The sequence below is a fragment of the Pseudomonas sp. FDAARGOS_380 genome, from assembly GCF_002591235.1.
Taxonomy (GTDB): domain Bacteria; phylum Pseudomonadota; class Gammaproteobacteria; order Pseudomonadales; family Pseudomonadaceae; genus Aquipseudomonas; species Aquipseudomonas salmasensis.
In genome coordinates, this window is the sequence record NZ_CP023969.1 from 5,007,117 (window position 1) to 5,028,058 (window position 20,942).

The 20,942-nt window shown below is 59.8% G+C and carries 17 protein-coding genes and 1 pseudogene; 8 read left to right on the forward strand and 10 right to left on the reverse strand.

The genetic code is table 11. The features are described from left to right. Positions 1–29: 29 nt before the first annotated feature. The 3 genes from CRN80_RS23600 to CRN80_RS31845 are packed head-to-tail and all read right to left on the reverse strand — an operon-like array spanning position 30 to position 2,735. The gene (locus CRN80_RS23600; protein ID WP_098951440.1) at positions 30–1,262 is read right to left on the reverse strand and encodes a T6SS immunity protein Tli4 family protein; all 1,233 of its coding nucleotides are present in this window, start codon (positions 1,260–1,262) and stop codon (positions 30–32) included. After that, on the reverse strand, positions 1,250–2,335 hold the full coding sequence (locus CRN80_RS23605) for a triacylglycerol lipase (RefSeq protein WP_256588544.1): 1,086 nt from the start codon (positions 2,333–2,335) through the stop codon (positions 1,250–1,252). Before CRN80_RS23605 ends, CRN80_RS23600 begins: the two co-directional genes overlap by 13 nt. Continuing rightward, positions 2,268–2,735: a hypothetical protein gene (locus CRN80_RS31845; protein WP_256588545.1), complete on the reverse strand. Its 468-nt coding sequence runs from the start codon at positions 2,733–2,735 to the stop codon at positions 2,268–2,270. Before CRN80_RS31845 ends, CRN80_RS23605 begins: the two co-directional genes overlap by 68 nt. Positions 2,736–3,060: 325 nt before the next feature. Here CRN80_RS31845 and CRN80_RS23610 point away from each other — a divergent pair, with 325 nt between their 5' ends. Further along, positions 3,061–4,200 (forward strand): glycerate kinase, encoded by a 1,140-nt coding sequence (locus tag CRN80_RS23610; protein ID WP_098951441.1) that lies wholly within the window; start codon positions 3,061–3,063, stop codon positions 4,198–4,200. Here CRN80_RS23610 and CRN80_RS23615 read toward each other — a convergent pair. From CRN80_RS23615 to CRN80_RS23630, 4 genes are all read right to left on the reverse strand, one after another. Beyond that, entirely contained in the window at positions 4,190–5,302 is a 1,113-nt protein-coding gene (locus CRN80_RS23615; RefSeq protein ID WP_098951443.1) for a class II histone deacetylase, read from the reverse strand. The genes CRN80_RS23610 and CRN80_RS23615 overlap by 11 nt on opposite strands. Further along, positions 5,299–6,453: an MFS transporter gene (locus CRN80_RS23620; protein ID WP_098951444.1), complete on the reverse strand. Its 1,155-nt coding sequence runs from the start codon at positions 6,451–6,453 to the stop codon at positions 5,299–5,301. Before CRN80_RS23620 ends, CRN80_RS23615 begins: the two co-directional genes overlap by 4 nt. Before the next feature lie 21 nt (positions 6,454–6,474). After that, a complete protein-coding gene (locus CRN80_RS23625; RefSeq protein ID WP_098951446.1) occupies positions 6,475–7,347 on the reverse strand; it encodes a transporter in 873 nt (290 codons plus the stop codon). A gap of 97 nt (positions 7,348–7,444) precedes the next feature. Beyond that, the gene (locus tag CRN80_RS23630) at positions 7,445–8,416 is read right to left on the reverse strand and encodes a helix-turn-helix transcriptional regulator (protein ID WP_098951448.1); all 972 of its coding nucleotides are present in this window, start codon (positions 8,414–8,416) and stop codon (positions 7,445–7,447) included. A gap of 227 nt (positions 8,417–8,643) precedes the next feature. Between CRN80_RS23630 and CRN80_RS23635 the strand changes: the two genes are divergently transcribed. Then, complete coding sequence (locus CRN80_RS23635; protein ID WP_098951449.1) at positions 8,644–9,156, forward strand: GNAT family N-acetyltransferase; 513 nt, start codon at positions 8,644–8,646, stop codon at positions 9,154–9,156. Between the two features lie 387 nt (positions 9,157–9,543). On the opposite strand, the gene CRN80_RS23640 is transcribed toward CRN80_RS23635, so the two are convergent. Beyond that, complete coding sequence (locus CRN80_RS23640) at positions 9,544–10,257, reverse strand: aspartate/glutamate racemase family protein (RefSeq protein WP_098951451.1); 714 nt, start codon at positions 10,255–10,257, stop codon at positions 9,544–9,546. Between the two features lie 222 nt (positions 10,258–10,479). Here CRN80_RS23640 and CRN80_RS23645 point away from each other — a divergent pair, with 222 nt between their 5' ends. Then, positions 10,480–11,835, forward strand: a complete 1,356-nt coding sequence (locus CRN80_RS23645; protein ID WP_098951453.1) for a M10 family metallopeptidase C-terminal domain-containing protein — start codon at positions 10,480–10,482, stop codon at positions 11,833–11,835. Positions 11,836–11,950: 115 nt separating this feature from the next. Beyond that, positions 11,951–12,622, forward strand: a pseudogene (locus CRN80_RS23650) (DUF3313 domain-containing protein). Between the two features lie 54 nt (positions 12,623–12,676). Here the strand turns inward: CRN80_RS23650 and CRN80_RS23655 are convergent. Together CRN80_RS23655 and CRN80_RS23660 are read right to left on the reverse strand one after the other, a co-directional pair. Beyond that, positions 12,677–14,077: a DUF1254 domain-containing protein gene (locus CRN80_RS23655; protein WP_032897260.1), complete on the reverse strand. Its 1,401-nt coding sequence runs from the start codon at positions 14,075–14,077 to the stop codon at positions 12,677–12,679. 115 nt (positions 14,078–14,192) lie between these two features. Next, positions 14,193–14,546 carry a response regulator gene (locus CRN80_RS23660; protein ID WP_032897262.1) on the reverse strand — a complete coding sequence of 118 codons (354 nt, stop codon included), beginning with the start codon at positions 14,544–14,546 and terminating at the stop codon, positions 14,193–14,195. A 262-nt stretch (positions 14,547–14,808) separates the two neighbouring features. Here CRN80_RS23660 and CRN80_RS23665 point away from each other — a divergent pair, with 262 nt between their 5' ends. The 4 genes from CRN80_RS23665 to CRN80_RS23680 are packed head-to-tail and all read left to right on the forward strand — an operon-like array spanning position 14,809 to position 20,920. Continuing rightward, positions 14,809–18,306: a response regulator gene (locus CRN80_RS23665; protein ID WP_098951455.1), complete on the forward strand. Its 3,498-nt coding sequence runs from the start codon at positions 14,809–14,811 to the stop codon at positions 18,304–18,306. Continuing rightward, entirely contained in the window at positions 18,307–19,137 is an 831-nt protein-coding gene (locus CRN80_RS23670) for a protein-glutamate O-methyltransferase CheR (RefSeq protein ID WP_171905487.1), read from the forward strand. After that, a complete protein-coding gene (locus CRN80_RS23675) occupies positions 19,134–19,733 on the forward strand; it encodes a chemotaxis protein CheB (protein ID WP_032897266.1) in 600 nt (199 codons plus the stop codon). Before CRN80_RS23670 ends, CRN80_RS23675 begins: the two co-directional genes overlap by 4 nt. Then, positions 19,727–20,920: a hybrid sensor histidine kinase/response regulator gene (locus tag CRN80_RS23680; protein ID WP_032897268.1), complete on the forward strand. Its 1,194-nt coding sequence runs from the start codon at positions 19,727–19,729 to the stop codon at positions 20,918–20,920. The genes CRN80_RS23675 and CRN80_RS23680 overlap by 7 nt, the downstream gene beginning before the upstream one ends. Positions 20,921–20,942 lie beyond the last annotated feature (22 nt).

The window sequence follows — 20,942 nt, forward strand, 5'->3', positions numbered from 1 at the left end:
AATTCGTGTTATTAGCTGTTCTCCCAATGTCACGGCTTACGTTTTTCAAAACTGGCAATGAACTCATCGAGGATGCGCTTGTTTTCGGCAACCTCATCGGCACTGGGCCCGCGAATGTTGGCCCAAGGGTCCGGCTTGGGCACGACCGAGCCGTAGCGGATGCGTACGGATTTGAGGATGGCGTCCCACACGGCCATGGCTTCGTAGTCGGTGAGTGAGGGGTTGACGGGTTCTGGTGACGCGGGTTGTTGCCAGAGAGGCCGTTCGTAGCCTTTGTTGGCGAATTGGGGAAGGGTCCAGCGCACCAGGTCTTCGGGTTCGTTGGGATCAACGGGCTCTCCTTTCATGCCACCCGCCGACAAACGGATGCTCATGCCAGGCCGAGCCAGCGAAGGATTGTCCCGGTAGTTTTCGCTCACAAAGAGTATTTGACGGTGAGTGTCATCGCTGAAGCCGATGAGGGACTCTTCAGCTTGCATGCCGGCCAACGTAATTTTCCTTGCCCGCAAATTTTCGTAATCCCCTGCGAGAAAAATTTGCCCGTCTTTGGGAGTGCGCACGTGCAAGCGTTCTTCATCATCAGGCGACAGAGCGTTGATATAGATACTCAGCGAGACATCTGAGGCTGGTGGGCTAAAGTCGAAACTAGCGATCTCCTGATCGTGATGACTGCGAATGACAATGGAGTCCAGTGCAAAGCCTGCGCCTGCGGTTTCAGGGGTGACTTTGAAGATCTCTTTTGAAAGTTTTAACAGACGATCTTCAACAGGGGCGGTATTACCATTGAAGGAGTCAGCGCGGAGCATGACGTAAACGTCACCAATCAACAGATGGGACTCATGCACGAACCAGTCTGCAATTTCAACGCTCTCGTAGTACTGCAATAACCTATGTTGTGCCGTTACGACTTTCGCCGATACCAGCATCGACACATCGGAATGATTGTAGTTTTTTACGGAAGCAATCCGACTCGCTCGCTCGTACACAGCAGCATCAAACCGCTCTCGCGTCACTCCCTCTCCTAACACCCGCACTTCAACGGATGCATGATCGGCCCCCAGCCCGTAGTACAACTTCACATCCCCGCCCCCCGTCCAGCTGGCGGGCAAATCTATCAGCCCACGGCCCAGCGCCCAGGTGCGCATGTTGCTGGTCAATTCGTGCACGGTTTGTTTCTCCTGTTCACTGGGTTGTTTGAAGGTGGTGCACCCTGCAACCGATCCAAGTAGCAGGCATGTAAAAAAAACGGTCAGCCTGCGCATAGAGGCCTCTTGGCTTTCGCCGCAATCTTGATCAGGGAGTAGAGGGTGAATTGCTGAGTGAGCGGGTTGGCGTAGGACGCTTCATGGTCGAACCCTGGGGCCTGCACTTGCTGGCGGACAGAACCTTGGCGGACCTGCCTGATCGGCGCGCGGCCGGAGCTCACCGGTACGGTGCCGTCGCCAGCGCCGTCCTGCATACGGCAATGCAGTTCCCAATAGCTGGTCTGTACGGTCTTTACTGGCGCATTGGGGTCACCGCGTGGGGGCATTACACTTTCGGCTTGCCCGCCTACGTACAGCGGGCTTCGCCCGTCGTCACGCACCTCGGGCATTTGCAAGCTGGACACCGTGAAGGCGTCGGGGCTTGAAGCATAGGGGCCGTTGAGGCGAGACCCTCGGCGCATCTCCCAGGTGATGGTTTCGAAGCTGGGATATTTATCGTCGTTTCCATAGTAAACATAGGTTTGAGGGTGGTATGACCCTGCAATGCGTTGATGGAAGCTGCTCGCTTTCTTTATGTTTATCGCAAATGTCTCCCAAGTGATCGGATCCCCATCCTTCGGTGCCAACCACTCTTCACGCAACAATCCCCACCAACGGTCGCGGCGTAGATAAATCTCTTCATAAGGATCTTTTACCGGTTGACGCGGCATAGCCGGGGCTCCGCGCTCGTCAATCAGCCGCAGCCAGCCCGGGGCATAGTCCTGGGTGGGCAGCAATTGCAAGGCACCGGGTGCCTGCGCAAATACAGCGGTGACCTCCTGACCGGTGGGGCCAATGACCGCGCCGGCAATGGGGTCTTCGTCGCGCATGCCGACCTTGCAGCGACGGTAAGCGACCGGCGCCCCGATGGCGGGCATCACGCCGTGCACGACGCCGGCAATTTTGTCGGCCATACCCGGTAGCTGCGCGCATCGCCGTGCCACCAGCCCGCCCATGGAGTGGGTAACCAAAATCACCTGTTGGCAGTTGCGACCGTACTGCTGCATGAGTTCATCAATACGCTCAGCCAGCCTTGACGCGGCCTCCTCGTTGGAGTCCAGCCAGTTGTAACCACAGGCATGCACTGGCATGCGGTAGCCACCACGCGCCGCCAACTCGTGCGAAATAATCGACGGCAACTGCGCCTTTGTTATCGACCTCTACCCTGGCGGGGTGCAATAGTTGCTGTCGTATACCCGCCTTTTTGTTTATCCAGTTCAGGGCCAACCACATATTCTTACCCATGAACCCCGCATCCAACCGCCAGACGGGAGCCGCCTTATTCTTTCCCTTTCCTTTCTCCGGCTTGCTCTTCAAATTCGACCCCATGATCCCCGGCACAAAAATCACCGGCAGCACCCCATCCGGCGGCAATATGCAATGCACCGGGTCGGTGATATGGCTGGGCGTGAGGGTCCAGGTATGTACCGGGTTGCCCCGGGCGTTATAAGAGAGCGGCGCTATGCGTGGCATTTGAGGGGTGTCGGCCATGAAGTTCTCCCTGAGTCGAGGGCGTTGTTGCGGGCCGGCGTGGAGCCCCCGAATTGATATTGTCTGGAATCTTCTGGGCCACACTCTATTAGCGTGCAATTGCGAGCCTCAAGGGAGCGTGCGCATTAAAGATGCGTCCTACACTGCTGCAAGTCGTTACTGACAGATAGATCAAACAAGCGGGCCCATAGGTTTGGCGTTTATTTATCGCGGCGTTTCACTTTGTGGGAATGAACAACAAACCCGCCCCACACTTGTGCATCGGCCCCGCGTCATTGCCCCAACCAACTGGCAGCATGGGCGTTATAAAAACCGGAGAAAGCCCATGAAAATCGTGATCGCCCCCGACTCGTTCAAAGACAGCCTGAGTGCCGCAGGCGTCGCCCAGGCGATTGCCGAGGGGTGGGCCCAGGTCTGGCCGGATGCGCACGTGCTTCAATGCCCGATGGCCGATGGCGGTGAAGGCACGGTGGATGCGGTACTCGCCGCGTGTAAGGGTGAACTGCGCAGGCAAACGGTCCGAGGCCCGCTGGGCGGGGCCGTCGAAGCGCGTTGGGGCTGGCTGGCCGACAGCCACACGGCGATGATCGAGATGGCCGAGGCCAGCGGCTTGCAACTTGTCGCGCCGGGGCAGCGCGACGCGTGTTCAAGTACGACCTACGGCACCGGTGAGTTGATCCGCGCCGCGCTGGATGCCGGGGCGCAGCGCATTATCCTGGCGATTGGCGGCAGTGCCACCAACGATGGCGGGGCGGGGGCGATGCAGGCCCTTGGCGTGCAGCTACTGGATAGCGAACGACAGTCACTGCCGGCGGGCGGGTTGGCGTTAGCACGCCTGGCCCATATCAGCCTTGAACAACTCGACCCGCGCCTGGCACAGGTGCGTTTTGAAATCGCCGCCGACGTCAACAACCCCCTGTGCGGCCCTCACGGAGCGTCTTCGATTTTTGGCCCGCAAAAAGGTGCGAGCCCCGAGCAAGTGGCACAACTGGACGCTGCCCTTGGCCACTTCGCCGACCATTGCGCCCAGGTGCTGCGCCAGGATGTGCGCGACGAACCCGGCAGCGGCGCCGCCGGTGGCCTGGGTTTTGCCGCCAAGGCGTTCCTCGGTGCACAGTTTCGTCCGGGGGTCGAGGTGGTGGCTGAACTGGTTGGCCTCGATGAAGCGGTGCGTGGCGCCGATCTGGTCATCACCGGCGAAGGCCGCTTCGACGCCCAGACCCTGCGTGGCAAAACCCCGTTTGGCGTAGCACGCATTGCTCAGCGACAGGGCGTGCCGGTGATCGTGATCGCGGGCACCTTGGGCGACGGCTACGAGCAGATGTACGCCCACGGTGTGGACGCAGCGTTCGCCTTGCCGTCGGGGCCGATGTCACTTGAGCAGGCCTGCCACGAGGCCCCGCGCCTGTTGCGCGAGCGGGCCTCGGACATTGCGCGGGTATGGCGTTTGGCAGCTACTCGCTGACCCCGCGCGCCAGCCGCTCCACCCACTGCTCTTGAAACCCCTGCAGCGCCGCACCGGGTTGCTGCAATTGCACAAACTCAAGCATCGGGTCTTGCGCCGCCGTGCGCACGCCGCTCAGTTCCTCCAGGGTCGCCAAGCCGCAGAACGGCACATAGGCTTCGCTGTAGCCGCCTTCGTGCACCAGCACCAGGCGACCGTGGCACAGGCGTTCGGCGGCCAGGCGCAGGGCGCGGGTCAGCAGCCGGAACGATTCGCTGTGCAGCAACATGCGCGCTAGCGGGTCGACGGCGTTGGCGTCATAACCGCAGGCGACGATGATCAACTCCGGCTCAAAGCGCTCCAGGGCGGGCAGTACGATGCGCTCCATGGCCTGTAGGTAGGTGGCGTGACCACTGCCTGGCGGCAACGGGATATTGATGTTGGCGCCCAGGCCTGCACCCCGGCCGCGATCCTGCTCGCCGCTGTAACCGGGCGGGTAGCAGCCGTCCTGGTGCAGGGAGATCGTCAACACATCGGCGCGTTCTTCGAAGATCGACTGCGTGCCGTTGCCGTGGTGCACATCCCAGTCGATCACGGCGACTTTGCCCAGCCCGTTGCGGGCCTTGGCGGCCTCGATGGCAATGGCGATGTTGGCGAGAAAGCAAAAGCCCATGGCGCTGTCTGCCAGGCAGTGATGCCCGGGTGGCCGCGACAGCGAGTAGGCGTTGTGCGCCTGGCCCTTGAGCACCGCTTCCACGGCGGCCAGGGCCAAACCGGCGGACAGTTGCGCGATCTCATAGCTGCCGGGTCCTATCGGTGCCTGGGGGCCAAGCTCACCGCCGCCGGCATCGCTCAAGGCTTTGAAACGTTGCAGGTAAGCACGGCTGTGGACGCGCAGCAGGTCCTCTTCACTGGCGGGCGGCGCGCTATGCTGGTGCAGGTGGCGGCTGAGTCCGGAGACATCCAACAGGCTTTTCAAACGCCGCTTGGTCTCCGGTGACTCGGCATGCCCGCTGCCGGCTGGCGGCTGCACCCAGCCGCCCACGGGTAGGGTCAGCGCATGGGCGCCGGCGCTGTGCCAGAGGCTCATTTCGTCGAAAAAAAATGCGGTGGTCAGGTTCATACCGGTTCCAGTTCAGTGGCGGAGTGGGGACGGCTGGCGACGATCATCACCAGGGACAGCAAGGTGATAGCGGCAGCACCGAGCAGCAACAGGCTGAACCCGCCGCTGGCTTCGATCAGGCGGCCGGCGAGCGCCGGGCCGATGGCCAGGCCTCCGCCGATGACCAGGTTGGAGGCGTTCATCAGCTTGCCGCTGTGATCGAGGTCGGCCAGGCAGGCCAGGATCAGCGGCAGGATGAAGGTCCAGGTAAACTTGAACAGCAGCGCGGCCAGGGCGAACCGCAGTAATGCAGGCTGGCCGAGCAACAGGAGCACCGCTGTTGCCATTGACGTGTAGCCCAGCAACAACAGCGCACCACGCGGCAGGCGAGCGCCGATCAGTGAGGCGCTTGCGGCCCCGGCAATGCCCATCACGGTGGCAATGGCGAGGATTTCGCCGCTGTGCTGCGCCGAAATCCCGGCACTGGCGCCCAAGGCACCGATAAAGGTCCATACGCCCCCGAGGCTGATGTAAAAGGCCAGGACCGCGCCAACCCCCAGGGCGGCTTTCCAGCGTGAGCCGGGCAATACCGGCTCGCGGTTGGCCGGCAACGCTGGGCTACCAGCGGGAAAAGCCCGCGCCAATGGCAGCAGCAGGGTCATCAACCCTGCCAGGATCAGATAGCAGGCATTCAAGCCAAACCGTTCGAACAAGCCAGGCAGCGCCACCAGGCCGAGGGCACCGACGACCAACTGCCCCATCACCCACAAGCCATACACCCGGCTGGGGTTGGCGGTGGTGGCGGCACTGGCCAGGCAGAGGATCATCAACGAGCCGCCGGCCAGGGCGCTGGCACCGCGCAACACCAGCAGCACGGCGTAGGTGTCGGCGAGCATCGACAGCAGGTTAGCGGCAATGAACAACAGCGCGGCGACCCGGGCGGCGGTGCGCCAGTCAACCCGCTTGAGCCACCACCAGGCGGGGAAGGTCGCCAGGCTCATGGCGCCCAGCTCCACGGAAAACAAGTCGCCAATGCGCGCAGGGCTCAGTTGCCACTGGCTGGCCAACTGCGCGGCCACGGCGGGAGCGGTCATCAGGATGGTCGGGGTGATGGCGGCAAACAGTACGATCGCCGCCAAGCGTGCCGTTATTGCAGGGGTGGAAATGGGCATTTTCAAGCTCCAGGAAAGGGGTCAGAACACGTGCACAAGGCGTAACAACGCCTCGGTGCCGGCGTAGCCATTGGAAGCCGCAACGTTTTGCGAAAGGCTGACCATCAGTTGGTTCTGCCGGTCGAGCCAATGCCCGAATTCGAAGCCGACTTGGGTATAGCGCTTGTGGGTGTCGTCGAGGCTGCGGTTGTTGAGGCGTAGCGCGCCACCGTCGGCCTGGATCAGGCGCAATGCGCCGTAAGTGGCGGCGCTGAAGTCATACGAGGCGAAGGCCTGTAAGCGATACAGCGGCGCTTGCTTGAGTTCGCTGCCGAAGTAATCGTCATTGCGGCCATAGAGCTGGGCTTCCAGGTTGGCTTCCAGTACCCATTTGTCGCCGATGCCGTGGGTGTAGTTGTAGACAAAGGTGGCGCCCCAGCGATTGGCACCGGGGGACACGTCCGGGTTTTGGCTGTGGTACTCACCCACCGGCACGGTGATCAGGCTCAACAGGCCGCTGTAGGTACGCGAGGCGGGGTCATTGACGAAAAACAGCGTGCCACCCACCTGTGGGTCGCCCAGGCCGCGCTCGCGGCTGCGCTGGTTTGCGCCGGGCAGGCGTGCGTTGATGTCGGCAAAGGGCAGGATGAATTGCGGCGTGCACAGCGTGCCGCAGGCGTCGGTGAAATACACCTGGCGGTAAGCCACGGCGTTGACCCGCAGGTCGGCCTTGCCGGTGCTGTCGGCGGGGCCATAGAAATCCCCGGCACGTGTGGCGGGCAGGTACAACACACCCAGGCTGGTACCCGGTGGGGCTGCGAAAAAGTCGCGGGCGTTGAGGTCGGCGGCCTGGCTGTCGAGGCTGAGCAGGGTGGCGCACAGCACTGTCAAGTTACGTAAGCATGTGGAAGTCATGAAGAAGCGTCTCGTGTGAGAAGGCCGAAAAAAGGGCAACAGCAGCCCGTGACCGTTAAAAAACGACCGTGGTAAACCGTGGGAGAAACGGGCAGGGTCAGTCGGGCGGGGCGTGCACCAGGTGCGCTATGCGTGCTTTGTCCTTGACGCCGAGCTTGATGTAGATGGCGCGAATATGGTGGCGCACGGTATTGGGTGAGAGGCCAAGGTCGCGGGCCACTTCCTTGTAGGTTTTGCCCTCGCCAAAGCCTTGGGCCACATCGTTTTCCCGTGGGCTGAGCTGGGGCAGGGCGCGGTTGACGCGCGCGGCCAGCAGCAATTGGTCGCCCACGGGGGACACCTGGATATGGATGTGCTTACCGTCATGCCCGCGCTCGTCCAGCGGCACCGGCAGGGTGGGGCCACACCATTGCGGCCATTCGCTGAGCAGCAGGTCGACAAACCCGCGCTCGGCGCATTGCAATACTCCCCGTGGGTCGCACACCGCCAGGGCGAGATTGCGCGGGCTGGTCAGGGTTTCACGCATGGCCACCAAGGTACGGATCTGGTTCGCCGAGACCGCCGCCACCAGATGCAGCATCAGGTTATTGAGCAACTGGCAATCCTGCGCGTTGAACGTGGGCGCGGAGGGCTGGCGGTAGAGCGTCAGGTGGTGGCTGAGGTGGGTTTGCGCGTCGATATGGATCACACAGAGCAATTCACCCAAGCCGTGGCGTTGCCCCAACCAGTTCAAGGCGCTGCCGCTGGCGGGGTCGCGCATATCGATGATCACTGCCTCGCCGGGCGAGGCATGCACCCGTGCGACGGTCACGTCCAGATGGCGGATCGACTGCCAGTCCGCCAGATAGTCGGGGGGCAACTGGTAGAGGAAGCTGTTGTGCTCGTGCGGCACCCCGTTGATGACCGCCGAGCGCCCCCACCAGGCGCTGTCGAAGGCCAGCAATTGGTTGAGGCGCGCCAGGGCATGGTGTTGAAAGTGTTCGATGTCCTGGTGTTGGGCCAGGCGTTGCAGGTCCAGGGTCAGGGTGCTAAAAGCCTGTAACAGGCTCGCGGGATCGAGACGGTTCATGGGTGTTCCTCTGTGGGACTTTTTTTGTTGTTCTCGTCACAGGGTGAAGGCCAAAGCGTCGGGTTGACGGGGCAGGGCCTGGGCTGAGTATCGGCGCTGCGCGCAGGGATCGCCATCGTTCAGATGCAGGATGGTGTTGGTTGGCCGGTGGGAAAACTCCGGCTCGTCAGATGGGCGACTTAACTTCTACACTGGTCAGCCACCTGTCTTTCATAGGATGAAAAGCAATGCACGTGCCTGAACCGTCTATCGTGATCCAGCGTTTTACCGAGGCCCACCTGGAGGGCGTCGCCGCGCTCTACAATGAACCGGCTGTTTGCCGTCAGGTGCTGCAAATGCCTTTTCAGTCGGTTGAGATGTGGCGCAAGCGACTGGTAATGGATAACGAGCGGCGCCTGCAACTGGTGGCGGTGCAGGGCACTGAGGTGATTGGTCAACTGGGGCTTGAGCAGTGCTTGCGCGTACGCCAGAGCCACGTTGGCTCATTGGGTATGGGCGTGGCGACCGCGTGGCAGGGCAAGGGCGTCGGTTCGCGGCTGTTGGCGGCCGCGCTGGAGGTGGCCGACAACTGGATGAACCTGCGCCGTGTGGAACTGACGGTCTACGCCGACAACGAAGCCGCGCACAACCTGTACCGCAAGTTCGGCTTCGAAGTGGAAGGGCGGTTGCGCGACTATGCCCTGCGTGATGGTGTGTTTGTCGACACCTTCAGCATGGCGCGCCTGCGCACATCGGCTTGATCCTGTAAGCAAAGGGATCTACACAACTTCGATGAAAGCGGTGTGTCAGCCACTGACCCCTTGACTGAACCACCGCTTTCGCAGGCAAGCCAGCTCCCACACGGGTTATGCATTGCCCACAAAATCAGTGCTTGGCACAGATCCCCTGTGGGAGCGGGCTTGCCCGCGATAGCGGTGTGTCAGCCACTGAATCTTTGACTGAACCACCGCCTTCGCAGGCAAGCCAGCTCCCACACGGGTTATGCATTGCCCACAAAATCAGCGCCGGGCACAGATCCCTGTGTGGGCTTGCTCGCGATAGCGGTGTGTCAGCCACTGAATCTTTGACTGAACCACCGCCTTCGCAGGCAAGCCAGCTCCCACACGGGTTATGCATTGCCCACAAAATCAGCGCTTGGCACAGATCCCTGTGCCCTGTAAGGCAAACCCCACCGCGGCCTGCGCATGCAGCGCGGTGGTGTCCAGCAGTGGCAGGGCGCTGTGCTCCGGTTGGATCAGCAAGCAAATTTCCGTGCAGCCGAGGATGATCGCCTGGGCGCCGCGTGCCGCGAGTGTCTGGATCACCCGCTGATACACCTGGCGCGAAGCGTCACTGATGACGCCCACGCACAACTCTTCATAGATGATTCGGTGCACCGCCCTGCGTTGATCCGCGTCTGGCACCAGCACGTTGAGCCCCTGGGCGGCAAGGCGGGACTTGAGGAAATCCTGCTCCATGGTAAACGCGGTACCCAGCAATCCTACCGTCAAGGTCCCAGCTGCCAGAGCCGCCGTCGCCGTGGCATCAGCAATATGCAGGAAGGGAATCGACACCGCCGCCTCAATGCGCGGAGCCACTAAATGCATGGTGTTGGTACACAGCACCACACAATCAGCACCCCCGGCCTGCAAACGTCGCGCGGCATCTTCCAGGATCAGCGCGGCATCGTCCCAACGCCCGGCATGCTGAGCCTGTTCCACCGGGCCGAAATCCACGCTGTACATCAACACTTGCGCCGACCGCAGCGGGCCAAGCTGGTCGCGCACGCGCTGGTTGATAAGGCGGTAATACTCGGCACTGGACTCCCAGCTCATGCCGCCGATAAGGCCGATGGTGCGCATGTAATGCTCCGGATAAGAGGATAAGGCTTCACCTTACACAACGAAGGCGATTCATTTGAAGGCCGCACGCCCGGGTGAATGTTTGCCAACGCTACTAGGCGAGCTGCGCCTCAATTGTGAGGTCAGTTCTGGAACTGTTTAGCGTAGCAATACCACCTATACGCAGGTCACTGGTCTGCCGCCAGACGAGTAGAAAAATCCCAGTTCCCTTAGGACTACCTCATGAATATTGATCCGAACACTGCGTTGGCAAGGGCATACGCCACCAGCGATGCACACAGGACCGTCGTCGAGATTGCTCATTCAGGCGACCGCGGCAATCAAATTAAACATCGCCACGTTTCATTGTCCACGGACCAAGTATTAGAGAGGTCACAACGTGCAGACGGATTTGCGGGTTCACTGCGTTCCGGGGACTCCGCAGAGGTAACCTATGACTTCTCCAATCGTCCCGAAACGGGCGCCACCACCAGCCAGTTCACAGAAACACAAAAAGGCGTCATCCGTGAGACCCTGAATAATTTCAGCGATGCTGCAAATATCCGGTTCAAAGAGTCTGCCAATGCACAATCCCATCATATGCAGTTTAAGGTTGATGGCAGCTTTAAGTGGCAAGCCCCTTGGTATGCACCGGTGTCCGATGACGAGCCCGGCAGGGTGCAGGTAACGCTGACCCAGAGCCATGCCGATGGGCTGGAAAAACCCAATAATTTTGGCCGTCACGTCATTGCAAAAGCTGCGGCCTTTAAATTGGGGCTTCCTGACCCGACGTCCGCAACACCGGAAAATAAGTATGCGGAAAATACGCTGGCTTACACGGTAAGGAGTCCTTTTCTGGAAACCCGCTCAGACCATCGCTTTAATAAAACCCATGGCGAAGACAATCAATATTCAAGTACACCGATGATGGATGATATCGCCATCATGCAAGATAAATTCGGGGCGAACCTCCAAACGCGTACGGGAGATACGACGTATGGATTCAACTCAAATGCCGACCGTGAAGTATTCAAATTGGAATCAGTCGATGATTTACCGGTATTTTGCGTGTGGGACGCCGGTGGTAGAGACACATTCGATTTCTCCGCATTCAAGCAAGATCAGGTTATCAATTTGAGATCGGGCAGCTTCTCTAATGTAGGGGGAGGCATAGGCAACGTCTCGATCGCCAACGGCGTCACCATCGAACGGGCTATTGGCGGTGCTGGCAACGACATTCTTATTGGGAATGACTCGGATAACGAACTGGAGGGCGGCGAAGGCGATGACACTCTCTATGTCAAGGCGAACTCTGGCTTTAACCGGCTGTCAGGCGGGCCTGGTAAAAATACCTTCGTTATCGGCGCAAACGACTCATCCGCCAGCTTTGAAAACACAGCTATAACGGACTTTGTCAGCGGCAAGGATAAATTGGATATTTCAGCCCTGCGCGCAGCCCACCCTCAACTCACCGTCACCCAGAAATATTATCCCAGTCATAACCTCACCTTGCTGCGTTTCGATTTCGATGGCGACAAAAAAGACGACTTCATGATGAGTATAAGTGGGCGAATCGTGCGTTCCGATTTCCATCCTTGACCTGAATGTGTTGACGCATGTATTGGCGTGCTCCGAGCGAAATTAGGTGTACTGCCCAAGTATTGGCTATACCTATAACTCATTCTTACAATGATGGTCGCCAGGGAGTTCACTAATGAAGCTAAGGCTAATGATCGGCACACTGTGCGTTGCCTCGCTCGGTTTGGCCGGTTGCGCGAGCAAGGTGGTGCCACCGAATGAATACTCAGGGTTCCTCTCCAACTACAGCCAGCTCAAGGAAGCCAAGTCACCGTCGGGGGCAGAGGTGATGCGCTGGGTTGATCCACAACTGGACTTGAGCCGCTAAACGGCGGTGTACATCGAGCCTACCCAGTTCTACCCCAAGCCCCAGGCCACCTCCCGGATTCCCGAGAGCACGTTGCGCGGCATCAACGACTATTACAACCAGGCGCTCAAGCGCGAGTTGGCCCAGTCACTGCCCGTGGCCAATGCCCCAGGCCCAGGGGTGATCGTGGTAAGGGCGGCGATTACCGCCGTGAGCAGCAAGACCGAAAGCCTCAAACCTTATGAGTTTATTCCCGTCGCCCTGGTGGCCGCGGCAGTGAGCACCGGCACCGGCATTCGCGACCAGGAAACCACCCTGGGCACCGAGGCGCAGTTCCTCGATGGCGCTACCAATAAAGTGCTGGCCCAGGTGGTGCGCAAAGGCACCGGCAAGCCGCTGGCCAATGACTCCCAGGTAATGAAGGCCGACGATGTGAAAAGCGTCATCGACGGTTGGGCATCGGACCTGCACCAGTCTTACGTGAAACTGAAAAAACACTGAGTCAAAAAAAAGCGCGGCGGGTTATCGCCCGCCGCGCTTTTTTATTCGCCGTGATTATTTAAGCGGCGTCAACGCTGGAAGCTTCCACTGGCCGCTGGCGACTTCAGGCTTGGGCAGGTAAATGCGCAATACCGCATAAAACGGGCCGGGCGGGGCCGGCAACCAGTTGCTCTGCTCAGCCTTGGGGGGCTCGTGGTGTTGCAGCGCCAGGGTCAAGCCACCATCGGCGTCGAGCTTGAGGGTTGGCAGCATCTGCGAATTGATCAGGTAGCGCTTCTTGTGGTTGGGCACCAGCGATTTAGTCTTGGCGTCGTACATCGTCAGCGACCAGAACGCATCGGCTGGCGGTAACTGGTCCTTGGCAAAATGCACGGTGTAGCTGTGGCGCGCACCATTGGCCGGCTTGCCCTCGCTGTCGATGACGTAGCTCAAGTGCGCAGCTTCATCACTGGAGTTGCCGAACATTCCCAGCTCGGCACCGGCGTAGCGGTACAGGTAGTTGTTTTGCAGGTGGTCGCGGCTGCCGTACAGGTCAGCGCCGGTCACTTGGTGGGTATCGACCTTGGCTTTCTTGAACGCTGCGAATTCGGCGCGGCCATCGGCGATGCCGTCCTCCAGGGCCTTGCGCTGCTCGGCAGTCAACAGGTTGACCTTGAACGGCGCGCCCGGCGCAATACCGATCTTGGCAAAGCGCGCCAGCAGGTCTTTTTCACTGTCCTGGGGCGCGGCAAAGGCCAGCATGAAATTCAGGTAGCGAAACAGTTGCGGGCCTTCGGTCATGGTTGCCATTGGCTTGGGCCATTGGATCTTCGGCACATTGGCAGGCGCGGGTTGCTTCACATAACTGCTCAGCGTCTGGACCTTGTAGCCACTCTGGATCTGCTTGAGCTTGCCCAAGTCTTTGTCATCAAACAGCTGCGTACGGTAAAGGGCGTAGGCGATGTTGCTTTCGCTGTAGACCACACGGTCGATGTCCACCGGCTGCTGACCTTTCCAGTCGGGCCCGGCGATCATGTAGTGACCGCCGTTATTGCCGGTACTGCGGGTGCCCAAGTAAGCGAAATTCTGCGTATAGAGGTCGATCAACTGCACTGAGTAGTAACGGTTGTCTTCAATCTTGGGCAGGGTCAGCACCAAAGGTTCTTTGCGCAGGTCCATCCATACGAACGAGTAGGGCGTGTCGACGTTCGGGGTGGTAACTGCGTTGTCCTTGGGGGTAAGCACCTGGGCGCTGTTGTCGATACGGTTGAAGGGGGCCTTGAAGTGGGCACCGCCTTTATCAACGGCCTGGGTGTAGAGCGTCTTGTACATCTGCACCACGGGGAAGCCGTACAGGTAGGCTTCCTTGGCGATGGCCCGGGCTTCGCTGGGGCTTGCGGTGAAGTCAGCCCAGGCGCCGGAGCTCATGAAAATCGAGAGGCTCGCCAACAGCAGGCGCGTCGGTTTTCCAATCATGTTGTTGCGTCCTTCCTGAATGCTATCTGAGAGCGTGGCGTGAAGGCGCTGAGTTTCCTGTTTTATTGGCCGGACGTCACGTTAATCTCTGCAAAGGACAACGGGGGGAGGGGCGTTACAGCATGGATTTGACTTTGTCACGCAATTGATCGATCGAGAACGGTTTGCCAATCACCTGCATACCGGCGGGTACATCAATATTTTCGGCATAGCCGCTGGCAAACAGAATCGGCAGGGTGGCGCGCAGTTCGCGGGCTTTGGTTGCCAGTTGTTTACCGTCCATGTCGGGCAGGCCGACGTCGGTCATCATCAGGTCGATGATCTGGGCAGTATCTTTCACCACTTCCAACGCTTGCTCAGCGTCTGCGGCTTCGAGCACCCTGAACTCCAACTCTTCGAGGACATCGACGATCAGCATGCGCACGATGGCGTCGTCTTCGACTACAAGGATGGTGGAGGCGTGGGACATAGTGAACTTTCCTGAACAGTGAGGGCGCTGGGCTTAAAGGCAACAAGATTGTGAGTGATAACAATGCCAGCAAGTTCCGAAGCAATTGCTGGCATTGTGACCTTAGCGGCGCAAAAAGTCCCGTCAGCTTGCGTGCTGACTCACAAAGGGGCCGGCGCCATGCGCTTGACCGCATCCGCGGCCAATCAACGCACAAACATAGCTTTTAGCCAGGTTGTTCGGGCAAACTTGCGGCTTTTCCGCATTTGGCCAAGGCATGCCCATGATACCCGCGTCGTCCGTCGATGAAAAAAGCTTTCGTACCCTGCTGAGCCGAAACGTGGCCCTGCCTTTGGGCGTGGGCGTGCTCAGCGCGGTGTTTTTCGTCTGCCTGATTACCTATTTGCTCTCGGTGATCCAGTGGGTGGAGCACACCGACCGCGTCATTAACAACCTCAATGAGACGTCCAAACTGACGGTTGACCTGGAAACAGGTATGCGCGGCTTCCTGATCACCGGTGACGAGCATTTCCTTGATCCGTACGAAGTGGCCAAGCCGCGGATCATTGCCGACCTGCGCAATCTGCAGGACCTGGTAGCCGACAACCCGCAGCAGGTTGACCGGCTCAAGCGCTTGGAAACCTTGCAGACCGAATGGAACAACTACGCGCAGTCGATGATTGAACTGCAGCGCAACAGCGGCGATTTCCGGGGCGCTGTCAAGGCGGGCCGGGGCAAGCGGCTTACCGATGAGATTCGCAAGGAATACGAAGACGCGGTGGCGATGGAACAGCAGTTCCGAATCACCCGTAACGCCGAGGTCACCCGCACGACGGTGATCAGTGTCACGTTGTACCTGGTATTTGTACTGGGGTTGAGTGGCGTTCTGGCTTACATCGGCAGGAAGAATTTAATTTCACTTTCAAAGAGTTACAGTGCAAACCTCGCGTCACAACAGAAGATTGCACGGCGCCTGGAGCAAACCGCCTGGCTGCGCAATGGCCAGACCGAGCTGGCCGAGCAAGTGCTGGGCCAACTGACCCTGAACTTGCTGGGGCGCAATATCCTGCAGTTCTTCGCCCAATACATGGGCTCGGCCGTCGCGGCGCTGTACGTGCGCGAAGAACACGGCGGCCTCAAGCGCGTGGCCACCTACGGCTTCTCCCGCGAGCAGGAACAACAGGAACAGTCGATCTACAGCGACGAAGGCATCGTTGGCCAGGCCGCCCAGCACGATCGCCTGATTCGCCTGGACGATGTGCCGGTGGATTACTTCAAGGTCAGCTCGGGACTGGGCGAGGGCGCGACCCGTAGCGTATTGGTAGTGCCTACCAGCGATGACGACCGTGTCAATGGCGTGGTCGAGTTGGGTTTCCTGCGCCCACTGGATGAGCGTGATATTGAACTGCTGGAACTGATCGCCGGCAATATCGGCACCTCCATCGAAGCCGCGCGCTATCGCCAGCGCTTGCAGGAAGTGCTGGCCGAGACCCAGCAGCTCAACGAAGAGCTGCAAGTGCAGCAGGAAGAGCTCAAGACCGCCAACGAAGAGCTGGAAGAACAGTCGCGCATCCTCAAGGAGTCCCAGGCCCACCTGGAAACCCAGCAGGCTGAACTTGAGCAGACCAACGAGCAACTGGCCGAACAGACCCAGACCCTGGCCGAACAGCGCGACGCCATGGACCGCAAGAACATCGAGCTGAACCAGGCCCAACTGGAGCTGGAAGACCGCGCCGATGAGTTGCAGCGTTCCAGCAAGTACAAGTCCGAATTCCTGGCCAACATGTCCCACGAGCTGCGCACACCGCTGAACAGCTCGCTGATCCTGGCCAAACTGCTGGCAGATAACCCCCAGGAAAACCTCAGTGCCGAGCAGGTCAAGTTTGCAGAGTCGATCTATTCGGCCGGCAATGACTTGCTCAACCTGATCAACGACATCCTGGATATTTCCAAGGTCGAAGCCGGCAAGCTGGAAGTACGCCCGGAAAACGCCAGCGTCGAGCGCCTGGTGGATGGCCTGCGCGGCATGTTCGAGCCGCTGGCAATGGACCGCAAACTGGGCTTCCAGGTGGACGTGCAGCAAGGCTCGCCAACCCTGCTGTTTACCGATCGCCAGCGTCTGGAGCAGATCCTCAAGAACCTGTTGTCCAACGCCATCAAGTTCACTGAACAGGGCGAGGTCAGCTTGTCGGTGTCCCGTGCGCCGGGGGAGGGCATTGCCTTCACGGTGCGCGATTCCGGCATTGGTATCGCCCCGGACCAACAGGAAAGCATCTTCGAAGCCTTCCGCCAGGCCGATGGCACCACCAATCGCCGTTACGGCGGTACGGGTTTGGGCTTGTCGATCTCCCGTGACCTGGCCACCTTGCTGGGCGGCTATATCAGCGTGACCAGCGAACCGGGCAAGGGCAGCATTTTCACGCTGGTGTTGCCGGAACAGTATGTTGAACGCGACGAGGACGCAGCGCCGATCGAGCCCCCGCGCCAAGTGGTGGTCGCGCCGGCACCGGCGCCCGTCAAGGTGTCGCCATTGCCGGTGGCCGACGCCAAGCTGATCCCACGCTTTGCCGACGACCGCGAAAAGGCGCCGTTCAGCACCCGTTGCATCCTGGTGGTGGAAGACGAGCCGAATTTTGCGCGCATCCTGTTCGACCTCGCCCACGAGCTGGGTTACCACTGCCTGGTCGCCCACGGTGCCGACGAGGGCTACAGCCTTGCCGAGCAGTACATCCCCGACGCCATCCTGCTGGACATGCGCCTGCCAGACCATTCCGGGCTGACCGTGCTGCAGCGCCTCAAGGAACACGCCAACACGCGCCACATCCCGGTGCACGTGATTTCCGTGGAAGACCGCGTCGAAGCCGCCATGCACATGGGCGCCATCGGTTATGCAGTCAAGCCCACCACCCGCGAAGAGCTCAAGGACGTGTTCGCACGCCTGGAAGCCAAGTTGACCCAGAAGGTCAAGCGCATCCTGCTGGTGGAAGACGATGACCTGCAGCGCGACAGCATTGCCCGCCTGATCGGCGACGATGACATCGAGATCACCGCCGTAGGCTTTGCCCAGGAGGCCCTCGACCTGCTGCGCAGCAATATCTACGACTGCATGATCATCGACCTCAAGCTGCCGGACATGCTCGGCAACGAGTTGCTCAAGCGCATGGCCACCGAGGATATCTGCTCGTTCCCGCCGGTGATCGTCTACACCGGGCGCAATCTCACTCGGGACGAAGAGGCCGAACTGCGCAAGTACTCACGCTCGATCATCATCAAGGGCGCGCGCTCGCCCGAGCGCCTGCTCGATGAAGTCACGCTGTTTCTGCACAAAGTCGAATCCCAGTTGTCCCATGACCGCCAGAAGATGCTCAAGACCGCCCGCAGCCGCGACAAGGTCTTTGAAGGGCGCAAAATCCTGCTGGTGGACGACGATGTACGCAATATCTTCGCCCTGACCAGCGCCCTGGAGCACAAAGGCGCGGTGGTGGTGATCGGGCGTAACGGCCAGGAAGCCATCGACAGACTCAATGAAGTGGACGATATCGACCTGGTGCTGATGGACGTGATGATGCCGGAGATGGACGGTTACGAGGCCACCGCCTTGATCCGTCAGGACCCACGCTGGAAAAAACTGCCAATCATTGCCGTGACGGCCAAGGCCATGAAGGACGATCAGGAACGTTGCCTGGCTGCAGGCTCAAACGATTACCTGGCCAAGCCGATTGACCTGGACCGCCTGTTCTCACTGATTCGCGTATGGCTACCGAAGATGGAACGCATTTAAGTGGAGCAGTGTTTCTTGGATAAGAGCAGCGATATTGAGCTGCGCCTGTTGATCGAGGCGATTTACCTCAAGTACAGCTATGACTTTCGCGACTACTCGGGCGCGTCGGTCAAACGCCGTGTGGCCCATGCCTTGCGCCAGTTCGACTGCGCGACCATCTCCGCACTGCAAGAGCGCGTATTGCACGACCCGGCCGCGTTCATGCAGTTGCTGCAGTTCTTGACCATCCCGGTGAGCGAGATGTTTCGCGACCCGTCGCACTTTTTGGCGATTCGCCAGGAAGTGGTGCCGTTGCTCAAGACCTACCCGTCGATCAAGATCTGGATCGCTGGCTGCAGCACGGGGGAGGAGGTGTACTCCATGGCCATCCTACTGCGTGAAGAAGGCTTGCTGGAGCGCACCATCATCTACGCCACCGACATCAACCCGGCGTCGCTGGAGAAAGCCAAGCAGGGCATCTTTTCCCTGGAGAACGTGCGCGCCTATACCGCCAATTATCAGCAGGCCGGCGGGCAACGTTCATTTGCCGACTACTACACAGCGGCTTACGATTACGCGATCTTCGACAAGACATTGCGCGAGAACGTAACCTTCGCCGATCACAGCCTGGCGACCGACAGCGTATTCTCAGAAACTCAATTAATTTCATGTCGTAACGTATTGATTTATTTCAATAAAAAATTGCAAGATCGAGCGTTTGGCTTGTTTCATGAGTCGCTGTGTCATCGCGGCTTTCTGGTGCTGGGCAGCAAGGAAACTCTGGATTTTTCCGCCTACAGCAAGCAATTCGAGCCCTTGGTCAAGCAGGAACGGATCTACCGCAAATCATGAGCGACGCGCCAGACACCCCGATTCGTGGGATCGAAGCCATCGTCGTCGGCGCTTCCGCCGGCGGCGTTGAGGCGTTGCTGAGTATTTTCGGCCAGCTGCCGAGCAGCTTCGGCCTGCCGATCATTGCCGTGCTGCACCTGCCGGATGAGCGCCGCAGCCAACTGGCGGAAGTCTTTGCGCGGCGGCTGAACATCCCGGTCAAGGAGGCCCGGGACAAAGAAGCCGTAGAGGCGGGTACCTTGTACTTTGCCGGGCCTGGTTATCACCTGTCGGTCGAGCAGGACCGCAGCCTGTCCCTGAGCCAGGAAGACCGGGTGCACCATTCCCGACCCGCCATCGACTACCTGTTTTCCTCGGCGGCCGATGTGTATGGGCCCCGCCTGCTCGCCATTTTGTTGACCGGTGCCAACCAGGACGGCGCAAGCGGCCTGGCCCACGTCAAGCAATCGGGTGGCATTACCATCGTGCAGGACCCACAAGAGGCACGCATCGCCGTCATGCCCCTGGCGGCCCTGGCCTTGCACACACCTGACTATATTCTTTCCTTGAGCCGAATCGGCTCATTGCTGGCTTCCCTGGAACCTTTCCCATGTTAAGTACTGTCCAGGCCAAACTGCTGATCGTTGATGATCTGCCGGAAAACCTGCTGGCCCTCGAGGCGCTGATCAAGCGTGAGGATCGCCAGGTCTTCAAGGCATTGAGTGCCGACGAGGCGTTGTCCCTGTTGCTGGAACATGAATTCGCCATGGCGATCCTCGACGTGCAGATGCCTGGCATGAACGGTTTCGAACTGGCCGAACTGATGCGCGGCACTGAAAAGACCAAGAACATCCCCATCGTGTTCGTCAGCGCCGCTGGCCGCGAACTTAACTACGCCTTCAAAGGCTACGAAAGCGGCGCGGTGGACTTCCTGCACAAGCCGCTGGATATCCATGCGGTCAAGAGCAAGGTCAATGTGTTCGTCGACCTGTATCGCCAAAGCAAGGCGATGAAGCTGCAAGTCGAGGAACTGGAACGCAGCCGTCGCGAGCAGGAGCTGTTGCTCACGCGTCTGCAGGCCACCCAGGCTGAGCTGGAACAAGCGGTGCGCATGCGTGACGACTTCATGTCGATTGTCGCCCACGAAGTGCGTACGCCCCTCAACGGGCTGATCCTGGAGACCCAATTGCGCAAGATGCACCTGGCCCGAGACAACGCCGCGGCGTTCACCCTGGACAAGATGCACGCCATGGTTGACCGCGATGAGCGCCAGATCCAGAGCCTGATCCGCCTGATCGAAGACATGCTCGACGTTTCGCGCATCCGCACCGGCAAGTTGTCGATTCGCCCGGCACACATCGACCTGGCGCAACTGGTGCGCAACCTGGTCGATAACTTCGCGCCGCAAGTGGCGGCCGCCGAGTCGTCCATGCAATTGCAGGCCGAGAGCCCTGTGGAAGGTTATTGGGATGAGTTCCGTATCGAGCAGGTGATCACCAACCTGTTGACCAACGCCTTGCGCTACGGGGCCAAGAGCCCGGTGCAGGTGCGGGTGTATACCGAGCATGGCGAAGCGCGGGTAGAGGTGCGCGACCATGGCATTGGTATCAGCGAGGAAAACCAGAAGCGTATTTTCCAGCAGTTCGAACGGGTTTCGGCCAACCATTCCGCCGCCGGCCTGGGCCTGGGCCTGTTTATTTCCGAACAGATTGTGGCGGCCCATGGCGGCACGATTGAGGTCGAGAGCCAGATAGGTGAGGGCGCCCTGTTCCGGGTGTGCCTGCCCCTGGAAGTGGCCGAGTGAAATCAATCGTCACCCCAACGCA

Excerpts from the sequence above, each read along its gene's own strand:
- CRN80_RS23675 (WP_032897266.1), top strand. The coding sequence starts at position 19,134 with ATGAGCGACGCGCCAGACACCCCGATTCGTGGGATCGAAGCCATCGTC.
- CRN80_RS23640 (WP_098951451.1), bottom strand. The coding sequence starts at position 10,257 with ATGCGCACCATCGGCCTTATCGGCGGCATGAGCTGGGAGTCCAGTGCC.
- CRN80_RS23645 (WP_098951453.1), top strand. The coding sequence starts at position 10,480 with ATGAATATTGATCCGAACACTGCGTTGGCAAGGGCATACGCCACCAGC.
- CRN80_RS23680 (WP_032897268.1), top strand. The coding sequence starts at position 19,727 with ATGTTAAGTACTGTCCAGGCCAAACTGCTGATCGTTGATGATCTGCCG.
- CRN80_RS23665 (WP_098951455.1), top strand. The coding sequence starts at position 14,809 with ATGATACCCGCGTCGTCCGTCGATGAAAAAAGCTTTCGTACCCTGCTG.
- CRN80_RS23655 (WP_032897260.1), bottom strand. The coding sequence starts at position 14,077 with ATGATTGGAAAACCGACGCGCCTGCTGTTGGCGAGCCTCTCGATTTTC.
- CRN80_RS23630 (WP_098951448.1), bottom strand. The coding sequence starts at position 8,416 with ATGAACCGTCTCGATCCCGCGAGCCTGTTACAGGCTTTTAGCACCCTG.
- CRN80_RS31845 (WP_256588545.1), bottom strand. The coding sequence starts at position 2,735 with ATGGCCGACACCCCTCAAATGCCACGCATAGCGCCGCTCTCTTATAAC.
- CRN80_RS23610 (WP_098951441.1), top strand. The coding sequence starts at position 3,061 with ATGAAAATCGTGATCGCCCCCGACTCGTTCAAAGACAGCCTGAGTGCC.
- CRN80_RS23605 (WP_256588544.1), bottom strand. The coding sequence starts at position 2,335 with ATGCCAGTGCATGCCTGTGGTTACAACTGGCTGGACTCCAACGAGGAG.
- CRN80_RS23620 (WP_098951444.1), bottom strand. The coding sequence starts at position 6,453 with ATGCCCATTTCCACCCCTGCAATAACGGCACGCTTGGCGGCGATCGTA.
- CRN80_RS23635 (WP_098951449.1), top strand. The coding sequence starts at position 8,644 with ATGCACGTGCCTGAACCGTCTATCGTGATCCAGCGTTTTACCGAGGCC.
- CRN80_RS23600 (WP_098951440.1), bottom strand. The coding sequence starts at position 1,262 with ATGCGCAGGCTGACCGTTTTTTTTACATGCCTGCTACTTGGATCGGTT.
- CRN80_RS23625 (WP_098951446.1), bottom strand. The coding sequence starts at position 7,347 with ATGACTTCCACATGCTTACGTAACTTGACAGTGCTGTGCGCCACCCTG.
- CRN80_RS23660 (WP_032897262.1), bottom strand. The coding sequence starts at position 14,546 with ATGTCCCACGCCTCCACCATCCTTGTAGTCGAAGACGACGCCATCGTG.
- CRN80_RS23615 (WP_098951443.1), bottom strand. The coding sequence starts at position 5,302 with ATGAACCTGACCACCGCATTTTTTTTCGACGAAATGAGCCTCTGGCAC.